General features: G+C 71.7%; 1 protein-coding gene. It reads right to left on the bottom strand.

Features of this window, described 5'->3' with window-relative positions; genetic code table 11:
* Positions 1–3,442 (bottom strand): SDR family NAD(P)-dependent oxidoreductase (locus tag ACFW47_RS35195; protein ID WP_386308285.1); only part of this gene is annotated, 3,442 nt, incomplete at both ends.

Below are 3,442 nucleotides of genomic sequence, written 5' to 3'. Positions count from 1 at the left end.
GCGGTGTCGATGGTGAGGGCGGGTCCGGTCAGGCCGAGGGTGTAGGCGATGCGGCCGGAGGCGACGGCGGGGCTGGTTCCGGTGAGGAGGTGGCCTTCGAGGTCTGTGTCTGCGTGGGTGCCGTAGTGGTTGGGGGACAGGCCGGTGTAGACGCCGGTGGGTGTGTCGGCGAGGTGGGTGGGGTTGAGGCCGGCGTGTTCGAGGGCTTGCCAGGCGAGTTCCAGCAGGAGGCGTTGTTGGGGGTCGATGGCTTTGGCTTCGCGGGGGCTGATGTTGAAGAAGGCGGCGTCGAACTGGTCCGCGTCGTAGAGGAATCCGCCGTAGCGGGTGGCGGAGGTGCCGGGCTGGGTGGGGTCGTTGAAGAGGGTGTCGAGGTCCCAGCCGCGGTTGGTGGGGAAGCCGTCGATCGCGTCACGTCCCTGGGCGACCAGTTCCCAGAGTTGTTGGGGTGAGGTGATGTCGCCGGGGTAGCGGCAGGCCATGCCGATGATGGCGATGGGTTCGTCGGTGGTGGTGGGGGTGGTTGGTGGTGTGGGGGTGTGGTTGGTGGTGGTGTGGGGGGTGAGTTGGTGGTGGAGGTGGGTGGTGAGTTGGTGGGGGGTGGGGTGGTCGTAGGCGAGGGTGGTGGGGAGGTGGAGGCCGGTGGTGTGGGTGAGGTGGTTGCGGAGTTGGACGGTGGTGAGGGAGTCGAAGCCGAGTTCTTTGAAGGGTTGGTGGGGGTTGATGGTGTGGGGGTCGGGGTGGGCGAGGACGGTGGCGATGGTGGTGCGGACGAGGGTGAGGAGGTGGTCGTAGCGGGCTTGCTCGTCCAGGCCCTGCAACCGCTCCTCGAGTGAGGGGGCGTCCCCTGCGGCGGTCGAGGCCGGGCGTGGCCTGCCTGCCGCCGGGATCCGCGACAGGGGTGTACGGACGAGGCCGCGCAGCAGGGCGGGCAGGGCATCTCGCCGTGCCAGCGACAGAAGGGCGGAGGTGGCGACGCGCGCCAGCACGGGCGCGGGCTCGGCGGCGGCGAGCCCGGCGTCGAGGAGGCCGAGCGCGTCCTCGGTGGTCAGGGGCGGGAACCCGGTACGGGCGATCCGGGCGACGTCGCCCTCCGACAGATGCCCGGTCATACCGCTCTGGTCGGCCCAGAGTCCCCAGGCGAGGCTGGTGGCGGGGAGACCCCGCGCGTGGCGGTGCTGGGCGAGGGCATCGAGGTAGGCGTTGGCGGCGGCGTAGTTGGCCTGGCCGGCGGCGCCGAGGGTGCCCGAGAGCGACGAGTAGAGGATGAACGCGTCGAGGTCGAGGTGACGGGTGGCCCGGTGCAGGTTCCAGGCTCCGTCGATCTTCGGCCGTAGCACGGCCGCGAGTTGCTCACCGGTGAGCTTGGTGACGGTGGCGTCGTCGATGACTCCGGCGGTGTGCACGACCGCCCGCAGCGGATGCTGGTCCGGGATGCCCTCAAGGAGCCTGTCGAGCGCCTTCCGGTCGGTCACGTCGCAGGCGGCGACGGTCACGGTCGCACCCCGTTCCTCCAGTTCCGCCGCGAGATCGGCCGCGCCGGGGGCCTTCGCGCCGGAGCGGCTGACCAGCAGGAGGTGACGGGCGCCGTGCCTGGTGACGAGGTGCCGGGCGGTGTGTGCGGCGAGGACACCGGTACCGCCGGTGATCAGCACCGTCCCTTCCGGGTCGATGGCGGTGGGGAAGGTGAGGACGACCTTGCCGATGTGGCGGGCTTGACTCAGGTGGCGCATGGCCTGCCGCACCCGGTGGATGCCGAACGTGTTGACCGGGGGAGGCGTCAGCCGCCCGTTCCGGAACAGCGGAGCCAACTCGTCGAGAAGCTCGTGGATCCGCTCGGGCGCGGTCTGCGTGAGGTCGTACACGCGGTAGTCGACGCCAGGGTGGGAGGCCCGGACCTGCTGGGCGTCGCGGATGTCGGTTTTGCCCATCTCGATGAAGCGGCCGCCGTCGGCGAGCAGTCGCAGCGAGGCGTCGATGGCCTCGTCGGCGAGAGAGTTGAGAACGACGTCGACACCGCGGCCCTGCGTCTGTGCGCGGAACTTCTCCTCGAAGTCGAGCGTGCGCGAGGAGGCGATGTGGCTCTCGTCGATGCCGAGGTCGAGCATCGCCTGCCACTTGCGCGGGCCGGCGGTCGCGTAGACCTCCAGTCCCCAGTGCCGGGCGAGCTGGAGCGCGGCCATGCCCACGCCGCCGGTGGCGGTGTGGACCAGCAGCGACTCGCCGCGCTCCACGTGGCCCTTGAGCGCTTCGTACGCCGTCAGGTACGCCACGGGCGCGGCCGCGGCCTGAGCGAACGACCAGTCGTCCGGCATGTGGACGAGCATGTCGCGTTCGGTCACGGCGACCGGCCCGATCCCCCGCGAGAACATGCCCATGACCCGGTCGCCCGGGGCCAGCCCGCTGACGTTCGGACCCACCTCGGTCACGACGCCGGCGCCCTCGCCGATGACACCCTCCTGTCCCGGCACCATGTCCAGGGTGACGAGGACGTCGCGGAAGTTCAGGCCGACGGCACGGACCTCCACCCGAACCTGACCACCCGTCAGCGGCGCAACCGCCTCCGGGCATGGAACCATCGACACGCCGTCGAAGGTGCCCTTGCGGGTGAGGTCGAGCCGCCAGGGCAGGCCGTCGGCCGGCTCCGTCAGGTCGGCCGCGGGCAGGCGCGTCAGGCGCGGGGTGTGGATCTCGCCCTGGCGCACGGCCAGTTGGGGTTCGTCCTCGGCCAGGGCCAGCGCGAGGGCATGAGGAAGCGCGGTGTGGGTGTCGGGGTGGGTGTCGAGGTCGATGACGACGATCCGCTGCGGATGCTCCGTCTGGGCCGAGCGCATCAGACCCCACAGGGCTGCCTGCGCCGGGTCGGGGTCCTCGTGCGGTGTCACCGGCATGGCGTGCCGCGTGAGCAGTACCAGGCGGGTGTCGGTCTGACGCTCGTCGGCCAGCCAGGTCCGCAGGAGGGCCAGCGCACGGTCGAGGCCGTCGTGCACCTCCTCGGACTCGCCCACGGTCCGGTCGCCGGAGTCACGGTCACCGGTGAGGTCGGCGAGAAGCAGTCGGGGGGCGCGGGCGCCGTCGTCGAGCGTCCGGGACAGCTCCTCGAGGCTGCCGTAGTGCCGGGAGGTCGGGAGGAGGGCCGCGACGGGGTGATCGGCGAGGCCGAGGCAGACGCAGTCGGCGAGGTCGTCGTCGGCGGACGGCGCGGGGCGCGGGGCCCAGTCGACGCGGTGGACCGGTGCCTGGGCGGCAGGGACGCTCAGGGCGCGCAGGGTGAGCCGGCGGATCGTGGCGTACGGCGTGCCGTCGGGAAGGGCCGTGGTGACCGAGAGACTGTCCGGTCCCGTCCTGGTGAGTCGGACGCGGAGGGTGGTGGGGGTGTCGGGGGTGGGGGTGTGGAGGGTGATGCCTTCGAGGGTGTGGGGGATGCCGGTGTGGGTGGTGG

The sequence above is a fragment of the Streptomyces sp. NPDC058796 genome, from assembly GCF_042745235.1.
Taxonomy (GTDB): domain Bacteria; phylum Actinomycetota; class Actinomycetes; order Streptomycetales; family Streptomycetaceae; genus Streptomyces.
Note: the sequence above shows the minus strand (reverse complement) of the source record. Positions and strands in the feature narration are given on the sequence as shown.